The 23,000-nt window shown below is 41.8% G+C and carries 26 protein-coding genes; 5 read left to right on the top strand and 21 right to left on the bottom strand.

The window, feature by feature from the left end; translation table 11 throughout:
• Positions 1-123 precede the first annotated feature (123 nt).
• The 7 genes from ON01_RS07685 to ON01_RS07655 form a co-directional block, all read right to left on the bottom strand.
• Complete coding sequence (locus ON01_RS07685) at positions 124-2,058, bottom strand: stage V sporulation protein D (protein WP_010530447.1); 1,935 nt, start codon at positions 2,056-2,058, stop codon at positions 124-126.
• 154 nt (positions 2,059-2,212) lie between these two features.
• Positions 2,213-4,384, bottom strand: coding sequence for a penicillin-binding protein (locus ON01_RS07680; RefSeq protein WP_010530446.1), 2,172 nt, complete (start codon positions 4,382-4,384; stop codon positions 2,213-2,215).
• A 17-nt stretch (positions 4,385-4,401) separates the two neighbouring features.
• Positions 4,402-4,779 (bottom strand): cell division protein FtsL, encoded by a 378-nt coding sequence (ftsL, locus tag ON01_RS07675; RefSeq protein ID WP_010530445.1) that lies wholly within the window; start codon positions 4,777-4,779, stop codon positions 4,402-4,404.
• Positions 4,776-5,756 carry a 16S rRNA (cytosine(1402)-N(4))-methyltransferase RsmH gene (gene rsmH / locus ON01_RS07670; RefSeq protein ID WP_010530444.1) on the bottom strand — a complete coding sequence of 327 codons (981 nt, stop codon included), beginning with the start codon at positions 5,754-5,756 and terminating at the stop codon, positions 4,776-4,778. Before rsmH ends, ftsL begins: the two co-directional genes overlap by 4 nt.
• Positions 5,757-5,782: 26 nt before the next feature.
• On the bottom strand, positions 5,783-6,214 hold the full coding sequence (gene mraZ / locus ON01_RS07665; protein WP_010530443.1) for a division/cell wall cluster transcriptional repressor MraZ: 432 nt from the start codon (positions 6,212-6,214) through the stop codon (positions 5,783-5,785).
• 295 nt (positions 6,215-6,509) lie between these two features.
• Complete coding sequence (gene bshC, locus ON01_RS07660) at positions 6,510-8,135, bottom strand: bacillithiol biosynthesis cysteine-adding enzyme BshC (RefSeq protein WP_010530442.1); 1,626 nt, start codon at positions 8,133-8,135, stop codon at positions 6,510-6,512.
• An 88-nt stretch (positions 8,136-8,223) separates the two neighbouring features.
• Complete coding sequence (locus tag ON01_RS07655; protein ID WP_010530441.1) at positions 8,224-8,604, bottom strand: DUF3397 family protein; 381 nt, start codon at positions 8,602-8,604, stop codon at positions 8,224-8,226.
• A 177-nt stretch (positions 8,605-8,781) separates the two neighbouring features.
• Here ON01_RS07655 and ON01_RS07650 point away from each other — a divergent pair, with 177 nt between their 5' ends.
• Positions 8,782-9,255 carry an N-acetyltransferase gene (locus ON01_RS07650; protein ID WP_010530440.1) on the top strand — a complete coding sequence of 158 codons (474 nt, stop codon included), beginning with the start codon at positions 8,782-8,784 and terminating at the stop codon, positions 9,253-9,255.
• A 156-nt stretch (positions 9,256-9,411) separates the two neighbouring features.
• Here ON01_RS07650 and ON01_RS07645 read toward each other — a convergent pair whose 3' ends face one another.
• The 4 genes from ON01_RS07645 to ON01_RS07630 all read right to left on the bottom strand — a co-directional run bounded on the left by ON01_RS07645 (position 9,412) and on the right by ON01_RS07630 (position 11,595).
• Positions 9,412-9,894: an RsfA family transcriptional regulator gene (locus tag ON01_RS07645; RefSeq protein WP_010530439.1), complete on the bottom strand. Its 483-nt coding sequence runs from the start codon at positions 9,892-9,894 to the stop codon at positions 9,412-9,414.
• Between the two features lie 86 nt (positions 9,895-9,980).
• Positions 9,981-10,748 carry an enoyl-CoA hydratase/isomerase family protein gene (locus ON01_RS07640; protein WP_040912363.1) on the bottom strand — a complete coding sequence of 256 codons (768 nt, stop codon included), beginning with the start codon at positions 10,746-10,748 and terminating at the stop codon, positions 9,981-9,983.
• A 104-nt stretch (positions 10,749-10,852) separates the two neighbouring features.
• Positions 10,853-11,029, bottom strand: coding sequence for a 50S ribosomal protein L32 (rpmF, locus tag ON01_RS07635; RefSeq protein ID WP_010530437.1), 177 nt, complete (start codon positions 11,027-11,029; stop codon positions 10,853-10,855).
• 38 nt (positions 11,030-11,067) lie between these two features.
• Positions 11,068-11,595 (bottom strand): YceD family protein, encoded by a 528-nt coding sequence (locus ON01_RS07630; RefSeq protein ID WP_010530436.1) that lies wholly within the window; start codon positions 11,593-11,595, stop codon positions 11,068-11,070.
• A gap of 229 nt (positions 11,596-11,824) precedes the next feature.
• On the opposite strand from ON01_RS07630, the gene ON01_RS07625 reads away from it, so the two are divergent.
• Positions 11,825-13,036: a nucleotidyltransferase gene (locus ON01_RS07625; protein ID WP_010530435.1), complete on the top strand. Its 1,212-nt coding sequence runs from the start codon at positions 11,825-11,827 to the stop codon at positions 13,034-13,036.
• 123 nt (positions 13,037-13,159) lie between these two features.
• Here ON01_RS07625 and ON01_RS07620 read toward each other — a convergent pair whose 3' ends face one another.
• Positions 13,160-14,182, bottom strand: coding sequence for a SepM family pheromone-processing serine protease (locus tag ON01_RS07620; RefSeq protein ID WP_010530434.1), 1,023 nt, complete (start codon positions 14,180-14,182; stop codon positions 13,160-13,162).
• A gap of 202 nt (positions 14,183-14,384) precedes the next feature.
• Between ON01_RS07620 and ylbJ the strand changes: the two genes are divergently transcribed.
• Entirely contained in the window at positions 14,385-15,593 is a 1,209-nt protein-coding gene (gene ylbJ / locus ON01_RS07615; protein ID WP_010530433.1) for a sporulation integral membrane protein YlbJ, read from the top strand.
• Between the two features lie 237 nt (positions 15,594-15,830).
• Here the strand turns inward: ylbJ and coaD are convergent, their stop codons facing one another.
• From coaD to ON01_RS07575, 8 genes are all read right to left on the bottom strand, one after another.
• The gene (gene coaD / locus ON01_RS07610) at positions 15,831-16,307 is read right to left on the bottom strand and encodes a pantetheine-phosphate adenylyltransferase (protein WP_010530432.1); all 477 of its coding nucleotides are present in this window, start codon (positions 16,305-16,307) and stop codon (positions 15,831-15,833) included.
• 15 nt (positions 16,308-16,322) lie between these two features.
• Positions 16,323-16,877: a 16S rRNA (guanine(966)-N(2))-methyltransferase RsmD gene (gene rsmD / locus ON01_RS07605; RefSeq protein ID WP_010530431.1), complete on the bottom strand. Its 555-nt coding sequence runs from the start codon at positions 16,875-16,877 to the stop codon at positions 16,323-16,325.
• A 460-nt stretch (positions 16,878-17,337) separates the two neighbouring features.
• Entirely contained in the window at positions 17,338-17,613 is a 276-nt protein-coding gene (locus ON01_RS07600) for a YlbG family protein (protein ID WP_010530430.1), read from the bottom strand.
• Between the two features lie 59 nt (positions 17,614-17,672).
• The gene (locus tag ON01_RS07595) at positions 17,673-18,107 is read right to left on the bottom strand and encodes a YlbF/YmcA family competence regulator (RefSeq protein WP_010530429.1); all 435 of its coding nucleotides are present in this window, start codon (positions 18,105-18,107) and stop codon (positions 17,673-17,675) included.
• Positions 18,108-18,165: 58 nt separating this feature from the next.
• On the bottom strand, positions 18,166-18,399 hold the full coding sequence (locus tag ON01_RS07590) for a YlbE-like family protein (RefSeq protein ID WP_010530428.1): 234 nt from the start codon (positions 18,397-18,399) through the stop codon (positions 18,166-18,168).
• 10 nt (positions 18,400-18,409) lie between these two features.
• Complete coding sequence (gene ylbD, locus ON01_RS07585; protein WP_010530427.1) at positions 18,410-18,805, bottom strand: YlbD family protein; 396 nt, start codon at positions 18,803-18,805, stop codon at positions 18,410-18,412.
• 92 nt (positions 18,806-18,897) lie between these two features.
• Positions 18,898-19,959, bottom strand: coding sequence for a CAP domain-containing protein (locus ON01_RS07580; RefSeq protein WP_010530426.1), 1,062 nt, complete (start codon positions 19,957-19,959; stop codon positions 18,898-18,900).
• A 209-nt stretch (positions 19,960-20,168) separates the two neighbouring features.
• A complete protein-coding gene (locus ON01_RS07575; protein WP_010530425.1) occupies positions 20,169-20,597 on the bottom strand; it encodes a CBS domain-containing protein in 429 nt (142 codons plus the stop codon).
• A gap of 147 nt (positions 20,598-20,744) precedes the next feature.
• Here ON01_RS07575 and ON01_RS07570 point away from each other — a divergent pair, with 147 nt between their 5' ends.
• Both ON01_RS07570 and ytvI read left to right on the top strand, forming a co-directional pair.
• A complete protein-coding gene (locus ON01_RS07570; RefSeq protein ID WP_010530424.1) occupies positions 20,745-21,113 on the top strand; it encodes a YugN family protein in 369 nt (122 codons plus the stop codon).
• A 266-nt stretch (positions 21,114-21,379) separates the two neighbouring features.
• Complete coding sequence (gene ytvI, locus ON01_RS07565; RefSeq protein ID WP_010530423.1) at positions 21,380-22,438, top strand: sporulation integral membrane protein YtvI; 1,059 nt, start codon at positions 21,380-21,382, stop codon at positions 22,436-22,438.
• 33 nt (positions 22,439-22,471) lie between these two features.
• On the opposite strand, the gene ON01_RS07560 is transcribed toward ytvI, so the two are convergent.
• Positions 22,472-22,927, bottom strand: coding sequence for a DUF420 domain-containing protein (locus ON01_RS07560; RefSeq protein WP_010530422.1), 456 nt, complete (start codon positions 22,925-22,927; stop codon positions 22,472-22,474).
• Between the last annotated feature and the right edge of the window lie 73 nt (positions 22,928-23,000).

The raw sequence follows: 23,000 nt of genomic DNA, 5'->3' as shown, positions 1-23,000 counted from the left end.
CCTTTAACAGCGAAAGCTTTTGCCATGTTTAATAGCCATAGAGCCGGCTAAAAACCGGCTCCTGGCACCTCGACTTTATCTTAACAGTTGAGCCTTTTACATTATAGCAAAAATTTAGCCTGTTCACGATGAATTTTTGTCAGAGAGATAAATTCTTATTTTTTCGCCTTGTTCAATTTTTGTTCCGGGGCTTGGGGCTTGATCGATAATATGCTCACCGGACCCGCTTGTTTCAATTGATAAATTCGTCTGATATTCGGTCAATTCACCTTTGCTCATACCGATTAAATCCGGAACCTCAACTTTTGGTTTATCCGGCCATGTATATTCTTTCTCCGGGCCGCCTTCTCTCGGTTCAACTCCCATTGCACGCAAACTGTCTCCGATAATGGTCCCGACGATAGGTGCTGAGACAACACCGCCAAACTGGGCAGTACCTTTCGGATTATCCACTGCAACATAAACCACGATTTCCGGATCATCTGCCGGGGCAAATCCCATAAACGACACGATGTAATTGTTTTTTAAATAATTGCCATCCGGTCCGACTTTCTGGGCTGTACCGGTTTTCCCCCCCACACGATAACCATCAACATACGCCGGGCGGCCGGTTCCTTCTGCAACAACACTTTCAAGTGCATGACGGACCTCTTCTGATGTAGATTCTGAAATGATATTTTCCTTTAATGTCGGCTCCACCTTTTCCACTGTCTCCCCGGTTTGCGGATCGATCCACTCCTTTGCAATAAACGGCTTATAGAGTTCACCGCCATTAACCGCCGCGGAGACAGCCATGACCTGCTGGATAGGTGTAACGGATACGCCCTGCCCGAAAGATGTTGTTGCCAGCTCAACAGGTCCTATATTTTCTGGTTCAAACAATATTCCGTTCCCTTCACCGCGAAGGTCAATGCCTGTCTTTTTCCCGAATCCGAAATCGTTAATATAACTGAACAGCTTTTCCTTGCCTAGATCGGTCCCCATTTGTACAAAACCAGGGTTACACGAATTTTGCACAACCTCCAGGTACGTTTGATGGCCATGACCACCGCTCTTCCAGCAATGCAGTTCTGTCCCCCCTACGGATATGTCGCCATCGTCATGAAACTCATCTTTTTCAAGATCCACCGTATTCTCTTCAAGTGCAGCTGCCAGTGTAATGATTTTAAAGGTCGACCCCGGCTCATAAGTGCTCCAAATCGGCAAATTACGGTCATATATTTCAGGATCAACATTCTGGTAATTTTCCGGGTTAAAGTTTGGCCGCGACGACATCCCAAGTACGCCTCCTGTATCCGGATCAACTGCAATTGCCATAGCGCCGTCAGGATTATATTGCGATACGGCAAGATCCAGCTCCCGCTCCATGATTGTCTGGACTTTGGAATCAATCGTTGTCTTTAAATTGAGACCGTCTGTTGGCGCTTCATAGTCATCGGCAATTTGCTCAAGTTTTTTCCCTTTAGCGTCAGAATAAAACGATAAACTTCCTTCTTCCCCATTTAATTTATCATTATAAAATTGTTCAAGTCCCATTAAACCCTGGTTATCGATACCCGCAAAGCCTAATACGTGTGATAAATCATCCTCAAATGGGTAATGGCGTTTTGAATCTTTTGCCAGATAAATACCGTCCATGTTTAATGTACGGAACGCTTCTTCCTGTTCCTCACTTATTTTCCTGCCCTCAGGATGTACTCTGGTATAAACAGCGTCTTTCGTAACATAATCATAGGCATCCTGTTCGGAGATTTCCAATATGTCAGCGATTTTTCCAGCTGTATCCTGGGGGTTTTTCACCTGCTTTGGGACAACAATGACAGATGGTGCAGACACATTTTCTGCCAGCACTTCTCCCTGCCTGTCCAATATCTTTCCGCGTTCAGGTTCAAACGTAATATCCCTGCTCCAGGATTCGTCAGCGCGCTTCATCAGTTCATCTCCCATCATAAACTGAACAAAGCCCAGCCGGAAATCGATTATGACGAAAAACAATAAACCGATAAGGAAAACGGCAATTATTCGCTTTCGTACAGTTACAGATGATACGCGTTTCATATTCCATCCCCCTTCTCATATTCATAGGTAGGCTTGTATTCACTATATGAATATTGAAAATGGAATAGAACATTGCATGTCAAGCCGAAATAGCGAACCACGCCCTAAAAAAACGGGCGTGGTTCACTCGCAGTCGTTTCCGCTACTTATTTAGTTAACCTGATTGCTCAGACTCTTGGGCATCCGTTTCAGGCTGTTGGAGTTCAACACCTAAATAATCGTTATTTTTTAGCGGTGTCCCTTTCTTAATGCTTTGATTAGTGACATATCCATTGCCGATCGGTTCAACATCGAGTGACATCAATTCAGCCAGCTGCATGACATCTCTTAATGACCAGCCGGTGATATCGGGCATTGTCGGCTCATCAGTAATGAGAATGATCCGGTCACCCGGCAACAGTTCATCACCTGCCGCAGCACTCGCCTTTTTAATGGTTTTACCTGAGCCGATAACCGACACGTTTAATCCCTTACTGGCAAGTTCTTCTTGAATTCCGGATGTCTCTTTCCCCGTCATTTCCGGCAATTCAACCGGCTCAATCTGTTTGTCTGTTTCTTTGTCAGGTTCGATACTCAAATAATGCAAGCTGTTCTCCATGACATTTTTGAATATGAATGATACAGGAGCTGAACCGGTCTCTGTAGCTTTTAAATCGGGCTGTTTAACCGATACATACATCAATAGCTGCGGGTCGTCCTTGGGAGCCATTCCAAGAAACGAATACATATAATTTCCGTGTCCGGTTAAATAACTGCCGTCTTCACTAATCTGGGCTGTACCCGTTTTGCCTGCAACAGAGTAATCATCAAGCTTATATTCTTTCCCCGTCCCATTCTCAGAGGAAACGACCGACCCCAATAAGTTCATCACCTGATCTGAGGTTTCTTTTGAAATAGGTTTACTGGTGACTTCGGGTGATTTTTCTTCTATTGTTTCGCCGGTAGACGAATCAACCTTTTTAGATATGACGTACGGTTTGACCATTTTCCCATCGTTTGCTATTGCCGACGCCGCCTTCATTTGCTGGATCGGTGTCACAGTGCTTGCCTGACCGAAAGCTGTGGTGATTTTATCGCGCGGATAGTTGTAAACGAGTTGCCCCGTTGCCTCTCCCGGCAAATCGATGCCTGTTTTTTCATCAAAGTCAAATCCTTTTAGATATTCCAGATATTTCTCGGTTCCAATCTTTTCCCAAACCAGCTTGGATGCTGCAACGTTCGAGGAACGGGCAAACCCTTCATCATACGTGATTGACCCCCAGCCTTCACCACCGTTATGATCTCTTACCGGGGCCACACGGTCACTTATTTTGTAAGTACCTGATTCAAGCGATTCATCACCATTGTAAACACCTTCCTCAATTGCCGCAGCCCATGTGAACATTTTCATTGTTGATCCCGGTTCAACTGGTGTAGCGATCACATCATTATACCAATTTTCTACATCGGAGGGATTATTGGGGTTATAGCTTGGACGGTTGCTCATCGCCAGGATCTCACCTGTTTTGGGATCCATCACGGCGGCTGTCATCCGTTCGGGTTCATAGGTTTCATTCATTTGTGTCATGACATCCTCGAGCAATGTCTGTATCTTCTGATCAATTGTTAAATAAACATCCCCGCCGTCCTCCGGCTGTTTGACGACTTCCTCCGGGTTTAATAGTTTGTCATTATATTGATCACGTTGATATGAAATAGACCCATCTTTACCACTCAGAAACTTATTCATCTGTTTTTCGATCCCGGTGATGCCGTTGATCGTGTTATTCTTCTTCTGAGCGAATCCGATAATTTGCGATGCAAACATTCCATTCGGATAATAACGTATCGGTTCTTCCTTAAATTTAATTCCCGGCAGTTCAAGTTCTTCAATTTTTTCTTTCGTGTTCTGGGAGATTTCTTTACCCGCACTTCCAAATTCTACTTGAAATCGGCCTCCCTCAATTCCTTCTTTCATTTGATTCAGCAGATAGCTTTTATCCGCATCTAATAAAGGAGCCAGCTTTTCTGCAGTCTTTTCCGGATTTACTACATGAAGCGGCTCCTCCTCGTTTTGTGTGTGTGATTCCCCTACAATTGCCTGGATCCTGTATGTAGGACGGTCATATGCTAGTGTCATGCCATTCCGGCCATAAATTTTTCCCCGTTCCGCATCAAGGGTGTAAGACGCAGTACGCTTCTCATCAGCCCATTTATCAAGTGAAATGCCGGCAATTTCTCCGGTAGCCTGAATATATAAAAACCTTCCGGAAATAAGCAGAAATATGCCGACAAACAAAACAATTAGAACCCCGGACATAATATGTGTTTTCTTGTTTTTCTTCATCATACATCCGCCTTATCTTAGTTGTTCTTAAACGCTGTTGCCTGTTCTACCCGTGTATCCTGTACTTTTAATCCATTTTCTTTTGCAATTCTTGTGATGCGTTCAGGTCTGCTTAGCTGCTTCTTTTCATAAACCAGGCCTTCATTGGTTACTTTCTGATGCTGTACCGATTGTTCAAGTGATTGCAATTCCCTGTTCAATGTGTCTGTTGAAGAAGCAAATGACACAACATAGATACTCGCTGCAATCAGCATAGCGCTTACTCCGGAATACAACACCTTTTCGCCTATCGTGATCCAGTTCTTCTTATGTACTTTAACGACTGTTTGTTGTTCCTGTCCTGCTTCGTTTGGCGAATATGACTCTTTCCAGCTGCGGGCAAGATTTTCATTCATGATTTTTTCCACCCTTCTTTATATGAAAATTCTTCATTCCATTCTTGAATTTTTTCACTGATACGCAATTTAGCAGAGCGTGACCGTCTGTTTTCATCAACTTCTTTTTCGCTTGGCACAACCGGCTTTTTATTGACTAATTTAAATGGCGCTTGATGGTCCTCGGGTATGACCGGTAGGTTTCTTGGTACCGGTTTTGCCGTACTCCATTTTTTAAAAGCCTGTTTGCAAAGTCTGTCTTCCAATGAGTGAAACGTTATGACGGCAATTCTCCCATGGATATCAACAACACGTGCAGCCTGGTGAAGCGCATCATTGAAAGCACTCAGCTCATCATTCACGGCAATTCGAAGAGCCTGAAAAATTCGTTTCGCAGGATGCCCTCCTTTTCTCCGGGCAGGTGCTGGAATTGCTTCTTTTATGATGTCAACCAAGTCAAACGTCGTTTCAATCGGATTTACTTTCCTGGCATCCTCAATTTTACGGGCGATTTGCTTGGAAAATTTCTCTTCACCATAGCTGAAGAAAATTTTTACCAGCTGGTTATACGGCCATTCGTTTATAACTTCTCGGGCGTTCAATTCCTGATGCTGGTTCATACGCATATCAAGTTTCGCATTATGCTGATAACTGAACCCTCTGTCACCACGATCAAACTGAGGCGATGACACACCAAGATCAAACAGAAAACCATCTACATGCCTAATTTGGCGGGAAGCCAATTGCTCCTCTATTTCTCTAAAGTTGGCATGAATAAAAAGGGTACGATTTTTAAATGGCTCCAGCCGTTTTTCCGCTGCCTTCAGTGCCTCCATATCCTGGTCAAACGCTATCAGCAGCCCATTTTCATTTAACTGGGAAGCAATACGCTCAGCGTGACCGCCACCGCCGACGGTACAGTCCACATATGTACCATCCTTCCTTATAGCCATCCCAACCAGCACTTCTTCTGCTAATACACTGTAATGATTAAACATAGACTTTCATCCTGTCTCTGCCACATTTAAATATCAAAGTCCATCAGATTCTCGGCAATTTCACCAAAAGATTCTTCGGAGTCATTGAAATACTCTTCCCAGTTTTCATTGGCCCAGAATTCAACGCGGTTGGATACACCAATGACAACACATTCCTTGTCAAGACCGGCATATTGGCGCAGAGGTTGGGGAATGTTTATTCTTCCCTGCTTGTCCACTTCACATTCAACTGCTCCAGAGAAGAAAAATCTTGTGAAAGCACGGGCGTCCTTCTTGGTAAGTGGGAGCTTTTTCAACTTTTCCTCCAGCAATTTCCATTCTTCCATTGGGTACGCAAATAAACATTTATCAAGTCCACGGGTGACAACAAAGCTTTCCCCAAGGTCTTCACGGAACTTGGCAGGCACAATAATTCGTCCCTTTGTATCGATATTGTGCTGGTATTCACCCATGAACATAGAGTACGCCCCACTTTCTTACACCCTATGTTACCACATTCCCCCACAATTCACCACTTCTTTTTCAAAATTTTTTCCTTCTAAATTAAAAAATAGGACTAACGCGTTATAAACCAATGAGGAAAGAATATATATGAACTTTTCAGTCCACAGCCTAAATACTGTGACCAAGCCATTTAAAAACTATTACAATAAAAAACCCCCACCTTTTCTCCACTTATTTTGAAAAAGTGGAGGAAGGTGGGGATAAAAACCACTGATTAAAGTTTCACTTGGTCGATTTAAGTTTATCATGCTATAGATAAACAATATGGTGCGCGTCCAGGAATGAACATGGCTGGCTTGTCAGTTCTCTGATAAAACCGGAACCGTATTTGTTCAACCAGACTAATGGATTCCAAACTCTCTCCTGCAGCCCATTTTTGGGATGAAGCGTGTTTTGGATCAGGTCAAATTCATTCAGATGCTTTGTATGCCTTTCCTCTAGACCTTTCATAATACGCTCTTCCAGATATTTAATATCCTCATTCAAATAATACAAATTTTTATCAGCCAATTCACCTAAATCGGAACGTATCCCTCTTGCGATATCCCTTAATGGTCTATGTGCGGTATCAACGGCCTGCCTGATTTCAGAGGCAACCTTCTGCACTGGCGGTCCATTCTGGTTAGCCAGCCATTCGATTTTCAAGGAGTCAACGCCATGATTAATGGCGTTTTCCTCATCAATCGCATATTGCCGCAATGATTTTTCCACCCGCCGGTCAATAAAAGTAAAGGACAATCGCGGCAGTACCGGAGGCATCTCCATACCAGCCGCATGAAAAGCGGGCTTTAAGGCTGACCAGTAACCAACTTCACCCGGGCCGCCGATAAATGCCAATGTCGGAAATAAACATTCCTGCATAACTGGTCTTGTTACTACATTATTACTCAGTTTTGATGGATTATTATTTGCTGTCTCCATGAGTTCTTCTGTTGTTAAAAGGACTTCCTCCTGTTTTCCTGCCCAGTTCCCCTCCTCATCTCTTGTAAGCAATATTCTATCATCACCCTCATGATAAAAGAGATGTGCATCATCAGGCTCTGTCTCAAGTGAAACAGCATAACCTTTTTGGTTCAGTTGTTGTAATGATCGGTGAACACCGGAACTGATGTCTTTCTGATTTTCAATCAAGGTTATAAAATGGTCCCGTTCCATCTCCCGCATGACAGAATCACCGGAATCAGCAAGAACAACACCTTCATCATCGAACAATTGATAAATAACCCGTGCGAAAAAATCCACATAGGTATCCGACTCCTGCAAACAGTCCTGGATTGTCTGATACAGGTTTTTCGTATACGCTGTCTCATTCAACTGCGCAAATAGCTGGTCAAGCCATTGACGGGCTATTGGTTGATCAATTGCAATATCTGAAACTGGACGTTTTTCTTGTATCTGCTGTTGCAGCTGGTATTTTTTCATGGTGTTATGTTGAGGCAAATAAATATGATTGATTTCCGCAAAGTCATGGTCTTCACCGGCTATCCAAAAAACCGGCACAACTGGTATCTGAAGTTCGGACTCCTGTTGTTTGGCAAATTGGATAATCGATATGATTTTGTTAATGGTATACATCGGCCCTGTCATAAGACCTGCCTGCTGTCCCCCGATAACAACAACGCTGTTATTCTTCTTCAGCCTTTCTATATTACGGTATGTAGGTTGAGGAGCATCCCATCGCCTGTTCATTCTGACTAACGCATCTGTCAGGTTTTCACGGTCAATTTGTTTAGACTGCAATGCCTTTGCTCTGGATTGGTATGTCGATTCCAGGTATGGATCATAGTCAAAATGCTCCAAAATCCCGGACTTGCTGTTTCGGTAATCATATATTAGTGCATTTTGTGTTTGCAATGTAATTGGCGTGATCCGCATCGGTCGCATGCTCCTTTATTGTAATCATATATGTCCTTAACACATTTTACATAAAACAGCGTTGGATTGCATTCATTCTGATTGACTATTACACGAATTGAAGAACAATCCCTATCAAAATGAATAAGCAGTACAACAATAGAAACAGCAAAAAGCAGATACGCCAAAAAACTTTAAATATTTTTTTAAAGATAACTTCCGTATACATTTTCCATCGAATCACCACAATAGCTGTGAACAGCGTCAGTAAAATCAATAGAATTATTCCAAAAAATGTTCTCCCGAAGATTGTTTTAAACATCGTTATGACAGCAATAATGTAAAGAAATGTTGTCCAATTCACTGCAGTATGAATTGCTTTCCAATGATGTTGATGCACTTTCCTGCCAATAATATAAACAATCGAGGTGGCAAGCACCGGAAGTGTAATGATTAAGCCAATGAAATAAGCAACTAAATCAAATATCATTTCCCGTCATTTAACCCCTTTTCCACTTTTCAGCGAACCAGTTATTACTACAATGATAACAGTATAAACAAGTCTTCGCTGTAAGGTTTATTTCTTTCATTCCCTTTCCGGCTTTTTTATATTATAATTAATAATAAAGAAATTCTAAATACTTATGTTTGAAGGGGGAAGGATAAATTGAGTAATGAAGTCGAAAAACTCTTGATCAATTATAAAACTTTGGAGCAATTTAAACGATTTAAAGAATATGGAAACCAGGAACTTTCCATGATGGAAGACCTCCAGAACAATATCGTTGAGAATAACAGTGAATCGCCATTCTATGGAATTCATGTAGGCCATAACCTGATTGCGCGCATGAGTTTATATAGAGTCAGCGCAAAATATGATGCCTACTTTGAGCCGACGCAGGATTATCTGGAGCTATGGAAACTTGAGGTTTTACCAGACTATCGCGGCAGACATTACGGGAAGGCCCTGGTAGATTTCGCCAAGAGTTTTAATCTGCCAATCAAGACTAATCCACGAATTAATTCTCATGGATTCTGGGAAAAAATGGGATTCCAAAAAGCAAAATACGACATGGAAAGAGACCTTGGGGAAAATCCGCTGATATGGATGCCTGAGGGAGTTGAAGAAAAAGAGGTTTGAATTGAACAACCTGGCTGCTGACATAATACCCGACATGACCTGACGGGGATTTAGCAGCCTTTTCCTTTTTGATAACTTCTAACATATCTTTCACCATCTTAACTGCAAAAATAAAAGACATGAATGGCGTATTCCAATCATTCATGTCTTTATCATTCATTTCCGAGGCTCATTAACCCAGGCCCATATTTTTCCCATTTCCGTCCATGCCTGCTCATAGCGGCTCAGTTGTGTTTTAAGCGCTTCATTCTCTTTTATCAGCTGTTGTTGTGTTACTTCCTCTTCATTATGAAACAATTGATGATCACCATTGGTATGATTCCGCATGTTCTCTAGTAAAGAAATAGCCGCATCAATTGGATCCGGCTCTCCATTAACTGTTGTGTCATATTGAACCAGCGTTTGTTGCCGATTACTTTGTTTCCGGTCTTGTTTAGCGTTTTCAATAGCATCCTGATATTCTTTACGAATAGAGGCGTTCCAGCGAAAGCCGCATGCCGCTGATGTTCTTGATAGCTGCTTTGCGACATCTTTAAATGCCTCGAGCTGGGTCTTCCCCTCTCTTATATGACGAAGAACGGTCTCTGCCAATAAAATATCTTCATCCTTCGTCCAAGCATCCTGCCGTGTTGCATTCATAACATCCCTCCTTATGCACTTGCTATCAATGTATGCAAAAGGTAGGTGTGGTAGAATCGTTCACAGTCATTTTTTTGAAAGAGTATCTATTCTTCATTTCTGGACATAAATTCCCGGACTGCCTCTTTGTGTTCCTTTGTCTCCCATAACTTAGCACAATTTCTAACCTCATCATTCATTTGTGCAGAAAGCGGTAAAATAGATAGCTTTTTCTGGTATTGCATCTTTAATATTTTCATTTGTTCTAGCGATTTTGAAAGATACGGTTTTAAGAGGGTTTCCCTGTCATCCCATTCTTTGTCGCTCGCAACTTTTTGAATCCATCCCTTGTTTTGCAGGATGTCTGCCTGATACAATGCCGCTTCCATGAGCCATTGAAATGCAAAACTTGAATGAACTTTCTCGTACAAAAGGGTTCCACCGCCCCATCCAGGTGTGATCCCCAGTTTTGTCTGGACAAATCCAAACCGGGTATTTGCTTTTGCAATCCGAATATCACAGGCTGTCGCAATTTCGCAGCCGCCGCCAACTGCATCCCCATTTAATAAACATATGGTTGGAATGGGAAAAGAAGCCAGTTCATAAAGCACTTCCTTCATTGGATATAATACAGTAAAAGCTTCCTCAGATGTTAAATGACCATGCAGATCCTGTAAATCTCCACCGGCGCAGAACATTCGGCCATCTGCAGCCGTAACAACTAAAAATTTAACCTGCTGATGTCTAGCAGTCTCGAGAGCATTTTTAAACGCACGTGTCATCTCCTTTGAAATAGCATTCATCTTGTCCGGACGATTCAGCAGGATTTCCCCATAGCCTAGCTCATCTGTTCTGTATTCGACCAATTCGCGCATACACGTTTTTCCTTCCCTTTTCAGTTTTCTTGTATAGTTCGGATATATATACAAAAACAGATCACTTCTGCAGTGATCTGTTCGAATTAACTTACCAGTTCAATTTAATCATTTGCCACAACTTCTCTGCCATCATAATGCCCGCATGATTTGCATACATGATGCGGTTTTGCTAGTTCACCGCAGTTCGAGCATTCCACCATACCTGGTACGTGCAATTTTTTATGCGTACGACGTTGGTTTTTCACCTTTTTGGATGTTCTTCTTTTTGGTACTGCCATGCTTACACCCCCTTCAATCGTGCAAGGAACGGAAGATTCTATTCCTTTTCCTCTTTATCTTCCAGCAAGGATTCCAGTTTCTTCAAACGTGGATCCGGTTTTTGCTCTTTTGTGTCTTCTGAAACTAATTCCCAGCCATCTCCTTGGAGAGGAGCCTGGCCCACAGCGTCTGCATCATCTGAATACACACGATAAGGAACTTCCAATAAAATATTTTCCTTTATTAATGGGGTTAAGTCAAGTAATTCCCCATCGATTGGATGAATGTCATCATCCGAGTCATCCGCTTCATATGGTGACTCTGTGAAAACTTCGGCTGCGCTTATTTCAAACGGATAGGGCACATCCACCAATGTACGCGCACATGGTAAAACCATCGTGCCATCAATTGCAAATGTGAAGAAAATGTCGTCCCCCTGATCCATCACTGTTCCACTAACGTGAACAGAGCCGATTTTGCGAATATCATTGTTCATCGATTCCAGTTCGGAAACATCAACATGATCATCGAAAGCAAAGGGTTCATTGCTTGCATTCCTTTTAATTTGGGCTACTGAAAATTTCATTGTATCACCTCAAGGCAACAAGAGTAATTTTAAAAGGAAACATTCATTTTGTCAATATATTTTCTTTACGCATGTTCTACTACCATTATTCCCTTTTTATCAGCAGCAAACCATGCACCACAACACTTTTTTTGATACAATAACCTTCAACCCCAATACGGTGTTTTTTCCGCATATCTGCTCAGTTATATGCGGGGGCAACGAACTAGTACAGAAAGGGCTGGAATATATGCAAGCTTGCGGTTTAATTGTTGAATATAACCCATTTCATAATGGGCATGCCTTTCATATAGAAGCATCAAGGAAGGCTTCTGGAGCGGACTGTCTGATTGCTGTTATGAGCGGATCATTTTTGCAGCGTGGTGAACCCGCCATTATTGATAAGTTCCACCGGACAAAAGCAGCATTGTCAGCGGGCGTCGATATCGTGCTGGAGCTTCCATATGCATATGCCGTTCAGAGCAGTGATTTATTTGCTCAGGGTTCTGTCCAAACATTACATGAAATCGGCGTTTCAACCATTTGTTTTGGTAGTGAATCCGGTGATATATCCCGATTCATCAATAGTTATGACGTGCTTCAGCAAGAGCAGTCCATCTACCACGCAGCTATTCAGGAACACTTGAACCTCGGCCTTTCCTTTCCGGAAGCGAGCCGGCACGCCTATCAAAAAATAGGCTTAGCCACATCAGAAATGGATTTGACCAAACCGAATAATATTCTCGGGTTCGCCTATGTTAAAGCGATTTTGGATAATAAATTGCCGATAGAACCGTTGACGATTACCCGCATAAAGAATGCCTACCATGAGCAGGCAATTACCGGCTCTATTGCAAGTGCTACAAGTATTCGTAAAGAACTTCTAAACCAGGAGGCCATTTCCGAAACGGCTGCTGGCACTCTGCCCGACGTAACCATTCAGCAGCTGCACACGTATAAACAGCAGGCAACCGTCTGGCATTCATGGGAGAAATATTTTCAGCTGATCCATTACCGCGTTATGACAATGACCGAAGGCGAACTTGCGGCCATCCATGGTGTTGATGAAGGGCTGGAAAACCGCATTAAAAAAACCGCCCGAGAAGTCACATCTTTTTATGAATGGATAGACAAGATTAAAACAAAACGGTATACATGGACTAGACTCCAGCGTATATTTGCGCATATTTTAACGAATACAAAAAAAGCTGATATCCAGCAATTTATAAGCAGTCAAACAGTCCCATATGTACGACTGTTGGGTATGACAAAAACCGGACAGTCATATTTGAATGGCCAAAAAAAAGAGATGGATGTACCGCTTATTTCAACACTTGCCGGAGGAGAAAGCCCGCTGTTGTCAATTGAAGAAAAAGCAAGCCATGCCTATTACAGCGTTATTCCTGCCGAAAAGAAACCAGCACTTCATCACCAAGAACTCCAGCCGCCAATCATGGTATAAACAAAACGCTGCACTTCAAGCTTTATTGCCAAAAGCTTTAAAAGTACTTTTGCAGTAAAAGAGGCTGGAACAAAAGAAATTTCATGAACATTTTACTTTTGTCCCAACTTCTTTACTTCACTTTTAGGCGGGCTCAAGATCCTGCAGATACTGTAGTGCATCATCAAACGATTTGACAGGCACTATTTCCATATCGGTACCTATCTCTTCAGCTGTTTTTGATGCCTCTTCATAATTCGAATTTTTCGCTTCCTCGTTATTCGCTGCGAAAAAGATATCACAGCCTTCCTGATCTGCCGCGATCACTTTTTTATCAATACCGCCGATCCGGAGCACGTTTCCTTGATAATCCACCTCCCCGGTTCCGGCAATTTGATAGCCTTTTGTCAAATCTTCTTCGGTTAACTGATCATATATTTCCAGTGAAAACATGAGCCCCGCACTCGGTCCGCCAATACTGCCGCTGGAAAAGCTCACTTCCGGTTCCACTTCCACACTCCTGTCAGTAACAAGTTGAATACCAATTCCGACCTTATTTGCCTGTTCAGGGAATTCCATAAGTGTAACCTCTTTTTCAATTTGCTTTTCATCACGAACAACATCAACTGTTATGGTATCTCCCGCTTGCTTATCTTCTACGTATCCAATCAAATCGCTGGATTCATCAATTGAACTGCCATCAATTCCGACGATACGGTCGCCTGTTTTCAGAACCTCCTCCGCCGGCATTCCTTCCACAACGGAAACAACATAGACCCCATTGTAGTCAATCGAAATATCTTCATTGGCTGCTTCGTAAGCAACCACTGTTGATGCCTCCTGGGAACTTTCCATCATTTGCAGCTGGGCATGAAAATATTCATCCTGTGACACGCCTTCCGGTCTCACCTTATTTAGAGGCATGATATCCTGATTCGGCAAGATTTTTGCCCATAAATACTGAACCGGTGTCGCCTGACCTCCGCGAACCGTAACAAGATGCATGTCGCCTTCACTCTGGTAACCTTCTTCCACTTCTACAATCGGGTTAAGAGCGTCTGCACCGCCAGGTTTATATATGTAATAGGGAAGTTTATATGCTGAAATAAAAAATGCTATGCCAATCACTAAAATTAAAGCAATAATATGCTTCTTTGTGAATCTCACTAAAAAACTCCTTTCCATCTAACCAGCACACTCACTCGGGTGGCATGTCAAAAGTATATGTCATAAAAACATCAGGTATGTGCGTATATTGGTATAGACTCGTACAACTCTTCAGTATCATTTTATATAAATGAGACTAGCATTATTTTACTACTATCGAAAAAGGAAGTACAGGATCAGCCATCCTTAAGGGGGCACTGCATTGATACAAAAAATCAAAACAATATTACTTGCTGGGACAACTGCTTTTATCGCAATTTCGCTTATAAAATATCCGGATCAGTCATTAGAGGCGAGCATACGAGGGCTGAACATGTGGTGGGAGATAGTTTTCCCGTCATTATTGCCGTTTTTTATAATAGCTGAGCTGCTGATTGGTTTTGGGTTCGTAAAATTTATCGGCGTGCTCTGTGAACCAATCATGCGTCCATTATTTAATGTTCCAGGCGTGGGAAGCTTTGCATGGGCTATGGGTATGGCAAGCGGCTACCCGACAGGAGCGAAAATTTCGGCACGGCTCCGGGAGGAAAAACAGCTGACACAAATCGAAGCTGAACGGCTTGTATCATTTACCAATGCTTCCAGCCCGTTGTTTATTTTCGGTGCTGTTTCAGTCGGGTTTTTTTATGATGTAAAGCTTGGTATCATTTTGGGTGCCTCCCACTATATCGGCAATGCATTGGTGGGTGTATGTATGCGATTCTACGGAAGGAGAGCCGAAAAGAAAAAAACTGTCCTGGACAAGAAAAAAGTTTCGATTATCAGAGCCTTTCGGGAAATGCATCAAACGCGAGTTAATGATCCCAGACCTTTTGGAAAAATTGTCGGAGATGCCGTTTTAAATTCAATTCAGACATTGGTTATGGTCGGCGGGTTTATTATCCTATTCTCCGTCTTCACAAAACTGCTGTATATAGTGGGTGTAACACCGGCCATTGCAACGCTATTCCAATATATTTTGCAACTTCTTACATTACCGGCAGACCTGGCATTGCCTTTATTATCCGGTTTATTCGAAATAACCCTTGGTGCCAATTTAATTTCCCAGGACGAAGCAGCCAATCTTTTGGAAAAAATCATTGTCGTCAGCTTTGTACTCGGGTTTAACGGTTTTTCAGTGCAGGCACAGGTGGCAAGCATCCTCGCACCTACTGATATCCGGTTTGCACCATACTTTTTTGCACGAATCATACACGGGTTATTTGCTGCGATTTTAACTGCATTATTTTATACACCTTTATATTTGAACAGGACCTCATTTGACTTCAAAGGTGTGCCGGTCTCAGATAGTGGTCACGAAGCTACATGGCAGGAATTTTTGCTTCGCTTAGCTGAAATTGGGCCGCTCATAACGTTTGCATCATTAGCAATCGCCGCGCTTATCATAATTAGGCGCCTGCAAAAAACGTAACATGAAACTTCAATCAGTGGAGAGGTTCTTTATTCCCATGATTGTTAGTTGAACGGAATCGTGCATTTAGGGACAGTTAACCGCCGTACGCCGTAGTTTGAAGGGTTACTGACCATTAGATGCGAAATAAAAAGAGGCTGGGACAAAACTAAAATTATCAGCTTTAAAGACGAACATTACTATGATTTAGCGGAGTCCTTTTGTCACAGCATCTTTATAAGTGACCTGAATGAATCATTAATACTTTGACTGTAACGCTCTAGCAACAGGAGACGGAACCAGGTCAGAAACATCTCCCTTATATTTGGCTATTTCCTTGACGATACTTGAACTGAGAAAAGAGTATTGATTATTAGTCATCATAAAGAATGTTTCGATATTTTCATCCAGCTTCCTGTTCATTGAAGTAATCTGCATCTCATATTCAAAATCGCTTACTGCTCTTAACCCGCGTAATATGGCATCTGCATTATGTTCTCTTGCATAGTCGATCAAGAGCCCTTTACTCGTATCGACTGACACATTCGGCAAATGTTCAGTGCTTTGCTCCAGCAAAGACACTTTTTCCTCGACAGAAAACAGCGGTGCCTTGGAATGATTATTGAAAACGGCAACAATCAGCTGATCGAAAACAGTTGCACCACGTTCAATAATATCAAGATGGCCATATGTAACGGGATCAAAACTCCCCGGACAAACAGCTAATCGGGTCATTTGCAATACCCCTTTCTATGATCTTTTGTAAATGGTAATGCCTGTCGTGTCATTATAGGTTTCATGTTTTATAACATACAAACCGCTGGCTTCCGCAGGCAATTGTTCAGAGGCGTTATGCTCACAGTAAATCATGCCAGTTTCCTTCAACAGCTGCAGCTCTTCAATCGTCTCCAGCAATTCACCGTAATCCGCCTTCTTGTAGGGCGGGTCGAGCAATATGAGATCGAACTGAAGCTCTCTTTTAGAAATAGCATTTAAAGCACGGAAGGAATCTGCACGAAACACTTCGCTACTGTCTTCCAATTTCAGAGTACGGATATTTTCGTGAATTGTATGTATAGCCTTAGGATGTTTATCAACAAATATTCCCTTCTCCATCCCCCTACTTAATGCCTCAATTCCCAAAGCACCACTGCCGGCAAACAAATCTAGACAAGCACCCTGTTCAAAAAACGGGCCCATTATCTGAAAAACGGCTTCTTTCACTTTATCAGATGTAGGTCTGGTTGTCCTCCCCGGCACCGCTTCCAATTGACGTCCTTTATGGAATCCGGCAATTACACGCATACTACCACCTCAATAAATTATAATAAAGCTATCAACATAAAATCGCAAGCGTCAGTAACTGACTGAGACGGCCTCCGGAATGAAACATTTATATTTTACAAGCAAATGATGTATATAAAAATCTCTTCTGTCCATAATAACATAGTGAAACAGCTCAAAATTGCTTGGCTGTTTCAAAAACTCGGAGAAGACTTACACTTCCCCATAAGTTCTTCCTCCGGTTTCTCCTCTCCCTTTGCCTTTTTGTTTTCTGGCATGAAAACAAAAGGACCTGCAGAAATTTTTCTGCAGGTTTTTCTTTTTGTTTTTTCTTATATGTTCCTTCAATATCCGCTTATCATTCGTCCTTAATATTATAGTGGAAGCCTAAGTTGCACTTATGCAGTAAAAAAGAAGTATTTATAGTTTCTTACTGCCAAAAGAAAACCTTTGCGGTCCTTATATGTATTCACCGCAAAGGTTAAATGCCCATCTTATAGTCATATTGTTTAGCTTTATCCGGTCTGGCATTTTCGAAGTCGGTACGTACAAACGGTTTATACGAACGATCCACTTTTGATACAAATGGCAGTTTTAGTAACTTGGATTCAACGTTGTCCAAGTCCTCCTGATCAACATATATGACGGCATACTTTAGCTTTTTGGATGAATAAATCAAGTGACCGTACCGTTTTATATGTTTTATGTTTTTCATATGCTGAAACCAGACAATCAAACCTTGGCGTTTCGATCTCATCAAAAAATCCCCACTATCTTTCCATTTGCAATCAAGTTTACCAGAATCCGATCAGCCCATCAAGACACCTTGCAGCCGCATTTTCCGCCATGGCCGCAACCTGTATCGGTCAATGCTGCACCATCCTTAGGCGCTTTAATTTCATCGCTCACGCTAAAAGCAATATACTCGCTGATTTCGTCAAGCATATTCTGTAAATTACGCTCAGCGACTTTAAATGCGGCCACCTTTTCATTCATATCCATTTCACGTTTTGACGAGCGCACCTTTTTCATAATTTCATTATAATCAGGGTGATACCTGCCAAAACGCTGAACTTCCTCGTAGTGTTCTTTTATATCATTAAACGCCTTAATCAGTTGTTGTGCCTTGGCGTCTTCATTAAGATCCTTTCGGGCTTCCTCATACGATTCCATCACATCAGACTTTAAAACCATTTCACTCACGACTTCAGAGTAATCCAGAATGTCTGCGTATTCAATCGTTCCTATCATAATCTCACCTCCACCACCATCTTATCACGGAATTCAGCGGATTAAAACAGCGAAACACTTAGTCTTTCATAGTATTGGCAAAATTAACCAACATCTTGACCATCTGTACATGGCTGCCAATTTTACCTACCTGCTGGGAGAATGTTTTGCCATAAAACACTTTCGATGCCCCTTCCAATTCCCGCACCATCTGAGGTTCCCGTGTTAAATAACGGTACCATACAGGATTCAGGCGAACAAAATGAGCGAATTCAGGATACTGCTTTAAATATTGATATACCTGTGTCTGCATCATGTCACCTCTAATCTTTGAACGCGCTAAACAAATTGTCGTTTCTGAATGGCCGCTGTGGAGCATCTTTGTCTGACTGGAATTGACCGATCAGCCCCTGAACGGTTGATATGGTACTATTAACGTTATCCACTTGTTTCTGCAACTTATCCAGATCTATATTTTCCGACATTTGAAGCAGCCGGTCCATAATCTCTGCTTTCCCTTGTTTAGACCTGTTAACCGGTTTACCGGTTTCGCTTTGTTTGAATTGATCCCAAAATTGATCATTTTCCCCAAGCAATGCCCATTTCTCATAGTACTCCTGGAAGCCTCTGCCGTTTTTCCTGACCTCTTCTACCAATTTGGGGTGCTTCTGCAAAAATGCTTTAAATTCCCGGACACTTGGATGGAGATTGTCACTCATAACGCTTCACCTCAGTAACAATATCAGTTACTGATATTTTATGAATGGTAGGCAAATACTGTGCGCGAAAAACCAATCAGTTCTTCATCGTCTTATTGTTTTTGAAGAAAATTTTGTGTGTAATAAAATCTATGGACACCCACTCCTAAATGTGTGAATTCGTCTTTCAGTAGCGCTTCACGGTGTCCTTCACTATTAAGCCAACCATGGATGGCCGCTGGAGCATCAGGGTATTGAGCGGCTATATTTTCCCCTGCAGCCCGATAGAATACATCTTTTGCGGCTAGACGTTCTTTTAAGCCATCACCATCCTGGCCATAATGCGAAAAATAGTCGTTTTCCGCCATATCCTCACTGTGAAGGTAGGCAACATTACTGACAGTTTCATCCCATGTCAAACTTGATTTCCCGTGCTGGCTGCGGATAACATTTGATATATGAAAAATTTGCTGTTCCGCTCCTTGCTCAATTTTTGCCCATTGTTCATCGGAAAAATCCGGTTTGTCCGCCAGCTTTCCGCGATACTGGATTTCATACGGGCGATGCAGCAACAGAATATCAGCCGATAACATCCGGACAGCCGACAGTTTATCCGTGAATGTATCAAAATAAAGCTGTAGGAAAATATCGTCTGAAACTTTAATCAAAGGGCGCTCCTGTAATTCCTTATCACTCAGCCGGAATGTGTAAGAGGAGGAACCCTTACTATAAGTAACTTCGCGCTTAAACGAGAATTGTTCTTCAATAGCGTCATATGTTTGTCCAATTGCAGCAGGTCCAAGGGATAAATCATTGCCAAGCGCATAAACCGATTTAACATGATTGTCTTCGATTCCAAATTGAATATATTGCCCCTGATCGTCTGCATACATCCACCATTCATAGCCATAGGCACTCGGGGCTTTACGCGATGGTTCCCCAAAGGTTTCCTTCAGCTGACTTGCCGGCTTGTTCATCAATTGAAACGTATCACCTTCTAATGGAATGGCCGTACGCTCTTCGGGTATCTCTTTGGACTCAAGTTTAGTGTCTTTTTGTTCAAAACCAACACTGGACGTTTCACCAGGGTCCTTTTCCATGACGGTCTCTTTTTCCAATAAATAATAAGCACTGAAAACAACTGCTAATAATACCACAATTCGAATTAGCCGCATATTCGCTTCCCCTTCTATTAAAACTTTTAAATCTGTCTGAATATCTATATGTGTCTCCAGGTTAATACATGTATTATTCATTAGAAAACGTAGCTTATCGTAAGGCTTTTGTTGCACGTATGCAGTAAGAAAGTATTTATATTTTCACTATCAATAAAAGCAACCGCCTAAAACGGTTGCTTTTATTATACTATATTAAATAGCAGTTATCAGTGAATTTCAGGGCGTTCAGAAATATCTTCGAGCGCACTACCTGCTGCTTCGTTTGATTTATCCTCGAGGGAGAGATCTCCAAGCGAAACAATACCAGCAAGTTTGCCATTCTCGACAATTGGAAGACGACGAATTTGCTTTTTCGCCATCATATCAGCCGCTTCCTGCACTGATGTATCCTGTGATGCATGATAAAGCTCATCACTCATGACTTCCTGGACCGTCGTCGTGTCCGGTTTTTTCTCAGCATAGCCTCTTAATACCAGATCACGATCCGTAATAACACCCATCAATTCTTTGTTTTCGGAGCAGACGGGAATAACACCTACATTTCTGTCCCTCATTTTGGCTGCCGCTTCATAAAGTGTATCCTCTTTCCGGCAAACAGCAATATCTGTACTCATAACATCTTGTACATTTTTCATTCGATTACCTCCTTAAAAGATCTTTACATTTTAATCTTTCCCAAATAAGAAAATATCTTTCACGATTATTTGATCCCTTTTCGATTGCAAGTTAAATACTTTTTTACTATTATTAAGATGTTAGGATATTTTTGTGAGGTGGATAAAATGAGACTGGAAAATACTGGAATCGAAGAAGCGATTGTAGATATTAAACCACTGGACCGTTTGATGGGCAATCATGCCTTTATCCGTGCAGGACAATGGGATTATGAACGTGTGACTTATGACTATAAAATTGGATCAAAGGAAAAAAACATTACATATTATATTCGCATACAAGGCTATGCAGTCGAAGGCGATGTTGACCGGGGAAATGCAGTCATTCAGCTGAAGACACCGCTTCTTGGCAAGCATTATTATCCACACGGCGTCGAATACGGGGAAGATGAGAAATTCCCGGAAAACCTTGTAGATCGCGCCGTTAACCTGGTAACAAAGGTGAAAGAAGATATTGAGACATATAAAAAAGAATAGTTCAAAAAGTCCGCTGCTTTTTGAATGCCTGTGGCAACCAAACCAACTGCTTCATAAGAGTAAGCGGTTGGTTTTTTCATAACGAGAATACCGGTAAAATATGGCAACTGTATTGTCCGCGAAAGACTCGTCTGAATTTTTGCATCCTCACTAAAGATTTGCTGTCAAGACATATTTTTAATACGCTTGATACGAACAACCCTATCTCGATAAGTTTACATACATCTTTCTGTTGACGTATGAATGAAAGGAGATTTTCATTTACATTGTTTAGATCGATCACTAAACGCCAATGGACACTTATTTTCTTAGCAATCTTTCTGCTACTTTTTTTCTTCTTTGTACTGCCTATAGCAATCCCGTTAGTTCTTGCCTTAATAACGGCATTAATGCTAAATCCGCTTATCCGCCTTATCCAGAAAAAAATAAAAACTGGAAGACAGACAGCTGTCATAATCGTTTTTCTTCTATTTTTGATTTTTTTGGGGATCAGCGGAACATTGGTTGTAACTAAAGCTGTCACACAAGTTGTCAATTTTGTTGAAGATATACCCTCATATGTGACGCAATTAAATAATGTTTATGAAGACTGGGAAGACAGACTTGCGCAATATACGAAAAATCTTCCTGAAGAATTTTACGATCAGGTCACCACAACAATGGAATCACAGCTCACATCAATGAGCGGCACATTAAAAGAAACCATTACCATCGAGAGGGTTGCGCAGATTGTTGCTGATATTCCGCAATATTTGCTCGGTTTTATTGTTTATTTGATCGCTTTATTTTTGTTTATGCTTGAACTGCCGGTACTTAAGTCAAAATTTTATGGCCTAATGACAAAGGAATCCGCTGAAAAAGTATCATTTATGAACAGAAGACTTTCAGATGTGATAATCGGTTTCTTTAAAGCCCAGTTTCTTGTCAGTATTATAATTTTCGTTGTAACACTCATTGGATTACTATTGTTTACGCCGGATGTGGCATTAATTATGTCTCTGTTTATCTGGCTGGTCGACTTTATCCCGATTATTGGTTCCATTGCCGTACTGGGACCATGGGCCGTTTTCGCCTTTATAGCAGGTGATGTCATATTGGGGGTTCAACTGGCTGTCCTCGCCATCATACTGCTTGCCATCCGAAGAACGGTAGAACCTAAAGTGATGGGGCAGCATATCGGCCTTTCCCCACTCGCAACCTTAATTGCCATGTTTCTCGGAGTGAAGCTGCTGGGACTGCTTGGTTTTATCCTTGGGCCGCTGTTATTGATAGCATTTAATTCAGCCCGCGAAGCAGGAATTATAAAATGGAACGTAAAAATATAAAGAGTGCCCGACAATTCAGTCAGGCACTCTTTTTTAACCACCAAATATTGCTTTTATCATACTGGTTGTTTTGCCGCCATCATAAATAATATACAGTAGCAGATAGACCACAACTCCTGTCGCAGCACTAAAAAACCACATAACACTTGTGACAGGGCCAATCTTGCGGTGAATACGTATTTTTCTTTTTAGAGCCAATGTGATCGTCACAACTCCAAATATTGCGCTCGTAGTTGCCAAAATGATATGGAAAACCAGAAAGATTGTATAGTAAATCTCAATGTCCTCCGGTCCGCCAAAGCTGGTATTTCCAATGAAAATGGTTCTGGAAACATAAATGATAAAAAATAACAATGCACTCACGGCGGCCGATAACATTGTTCGCTTATGTGCTTTGGCTTTCCCTTTTATGATAAAGCGCCATCCAATTGCAACGAGCACAGCACTTGTTACAATAAAAAACGTACTAAGTGTAGGTAAAAATGGCATAAATTCATTATCCCTCTCTCTATTAAATAGAGTGAAACTTCAATCAGCGGGGCGTTTTTCCCCGCTAATTGCT

This window comes from Lentibacillus jeotgali, assembly GCF_000224785.1.
Taxonomy (GTDB): Bacteria; Bacillota; Bacilli; order Bacillales; family Amphibacillaceae; genus Lentibacillus; species Lentibacillus jeotgali.
Note: the sequence above shows the minus strand (reverse complement) of the source record. Positions and strands in the feature narration are given on the sequence as shown.

What these genes read in the sequence shown, in the direction of transcription:
- ON01_RS07625 (WP_010530435.1), top strand. Translation starts at nt 11,825, where the DNA reads ATGCAAGCTTGCGGTTTAATTGTTGAATATAACCCATTTCATAATGGG.
- ON01_RS07640 (WP_040912363.1), bottom strand. Translation starts at nt 10,748, where the DNA reads ATGCGCGAATTGGTCGAATACAGAACAGATGAGCTAGGCTATGGGGAA.
- ON01_RS07590 (WP_010530428.1), bottom strand. Translation starts at nt 18,399, where the DNA reads ATGCAGACACAGGTATATCAATATTTAAAGCAGTATCCTGAATTCGCT.
- rsmH (WP_010530444.1), bottom strand. Translation starts at nt 5,756, where the DNA reads ATGTTTAATCATTACAGTGTATTAGCAGAAGAAGTGCTGGTTGGGATG.
- ON01_RS07680 (WP_010530446.1), bottom strand. Translation starts at nt 4,384, where the DNA reads ATGAAGAAAAACAAGAAAACACATATTATGTCCGGGGTTCTAATTGTT.
- ON01_RS07595 (WP_010530429.1), bottom strand. Translation starts at nt 18,107, where the DNA reads ATGATAGGAACGATTGAATACGCAGACATTCTGGATTACTCTGAAGTC.
- ON01_RS07645 (WP_010530439.1), bottom strand. Translation starts at nt 9,894, where the DNA reads ATGAATGCAACACGGCAGGATGCTTGGACGAAGGATGAAGATATTTTA.
- bshC (WP_010530442.1), bottom strand. Translation starts at nt 8,135, where the DNA reads ATGCGGATCACGCCAATTACATTGCAAACACAAAATGCACTAATATAT.
- ON01_RS07560 (WP_010530422.1), bottom strand. Translation starts at nt 22,927, where the DNA reads ATGCCATTTTTACCTACACTTAGTACGTTTTTTATTGTAACAAGTGCT.
- ftsL (WP_010530445.1), bottom strand. Translation starts at nt 4,779, where the DNA reads ATGAATGAAAATCTTGCCCGCAGCTGGAAAGAGTCATATTCGCCAAAC.
- ON01_RS07655 (WP_010530441.1), bottom strand. Translation starts at nt 8,604, where the DNA reads ATGATATTTGATTTAGTTGCTTATTTCATTGGCTTAATCATTACACTT.
- rpmF (WP_010530437.1), bottom strand. Translation starts at nt 11,029, where the DNA reads ATGGCAGTACCAAAAAGAAGAACATCCAAAAAGGTGAAAAACCAACGT.
- ylbD (WP_010530427.1), bottom strand. Translation starts at nt 18,805, where the DNA reads ATGAGTGACAATCTCCATCCAAGTGTCCGGGAATTTAAAGCATTTTTG.
- ON01_RS07570 (WP_010530424.1), top strand. Translation starts at nt 20,745, where the DNA reads ATGAGACTGGAAAATACTGGAATCGAAGAAGCGATTGTAGATATTAAA.
- ON01_RS07685 (WP_010530447.1), bottom strand. Translation starts at nt 2,058, where the DNA reads ATGAAACGCGTATCATCTGTAACTGTACGAAAGCGAATAATTGCCGTT.
- mraZ (WP_010530443.1), bottom strand. Translation starts at nt 6,214, where the DNA reads ATGTTCATGGGTGAATACCAGCACAATATCGATACAAAGGGACGAATT.
- ON01_RS07580 (WP_010530426.1), bottom strand. Translation starts at nt 19,959, where the DNA reads ATGCGGCTAATTCGAATTGTGGTATTATTAGCAGTTGTTTTCAGTGCT.
- ON01_RS07630 (WP_010530436.1), bottom strand. Translation starts at nt 11,595, where the DNA reads ATGAAATTTTCAGTAGCCCAAATTAAAAGGAATGCAAGCAATGAACCC.
- rsmD (WP_010530431.1), bottom strand. Translation starts at nt 16,877, where the DNA reads ATGCGTGTAATTGCCGGATTCCATAAAGGACGTCAATTGGAAGCGGTG.
- coaD (WP_010530432.1), bottom strand. Translation starts at nt 16,307, where the DNA reads ATGACCCGATTAGCTGTTTGTCCGGGGAGTTTTGATCCCGTTACATAT.
- ON01_RS07600 (WP_010530430.1), bottom strand. Translation starts at nt 17,613, where the DNA reads ATGAGATCGAAACGCCAAGGTTTGATTGTCTGGTTTCAGCATATGAAA.
- ON01_RS07575 (WP_010530425.1), bottom strand. Translation starts at nt 20,597, where the DNA reads ATGAAAAATGTACAAGATGTTATGAGTACAGATATTGCTGTTTGCCGG.